Source organism: Vibrio sp. 1580, assembly GCF_033340055.1.
The window spans coordinates 1-859 of record NZ_JAWOVT010000146.1 but is presented as its reverse complement, the minus strand read 5'-3'; the positions used below and the strand labels follow the sequence as shown (position 1 = coordinate 859).

The 859-nt window shown below is 45.8% G+C and carries 1 protein-coding gene; it reads left to right on the top strand.

Annotation, left to right across the window (positions count from 1 at the left end; translation table 11 throughout):
* Positions 1 to 859, top strand: an 859-nt coding sequence (locus R7093_RS24620) for a transglycosylase SLT domain-containing protein (RefSeq protein WP_318146939.1), incomplete at both ends; no start/stop codon positions are given.

The following is an 859-nucleotide window of genomic DNA, read 5'->3' as shown; positions in this document are numbered from 1 at the left end:
TTCATCGAAGAGACTCTGCAAGACTACGAACTCGTCGGCATGCTCAACAATGGCCATATCAAAGCCATTGTTTTAGATAGCCACAAAGCCAAACTTTGGCTCAATGCGATGGATGACATCAAAGCGCATAAGAAAGTCCCTCTTCGCAAAAACGGCAACATCGCTTGGGTAATGCGACAAAACAGTCCTCAACTCAAAGCAGTGGTGAACAAATTCATCCAAAAATCTCGCTCAGGCACTCTCCTTGGAAACGTCATATATAGCAAATACATCGACAATACCAATTGGCTCAATAAGGCACTTAACCCTAAGAAAATTGCCCAGCTAGAAAAACTGTCGGCGTTGTTTTCGCGCTACGGGGAGAAATATGACTTGGATTATTTGCTGATTGCGGCGGTTGCGTATAAAGAGTCCGGATTTAATAACAACTTAGTCGGCACAAGAGGCGCAGTGGGCATAATGCAAGTCTTACCGAGCACAGCGCGCGATCCAAACATCAACATCAAAAATGTTCGACAACTCGAAAACAACATCCACGCAGGAGCGAAATACTTAGCGTTTTTACGTCGGCAGTACTTTGGCGATAAGGCCATTACGGCTGAGAACAAAATTTACTTTACCTTGGCGGCTTACAATGCAGGCCCAGGTAATGTCGAGAAAATGCGCAAGCGAGCCGCACAGCAAGGCTACGACCCCAACGTTTGGTTTAATAATGTCGAAGTGGTCATGCGAAAAAGCCTCAGCTCAACGGTCAGTTATGTGACCAGCGTGAACCGTTACTACGTCATCTATAAGCAACTAGAGAGCTTAGACCTCGCCAAAACACTAGAAAATGTGCTGCTGATTCCTGATGACCCGA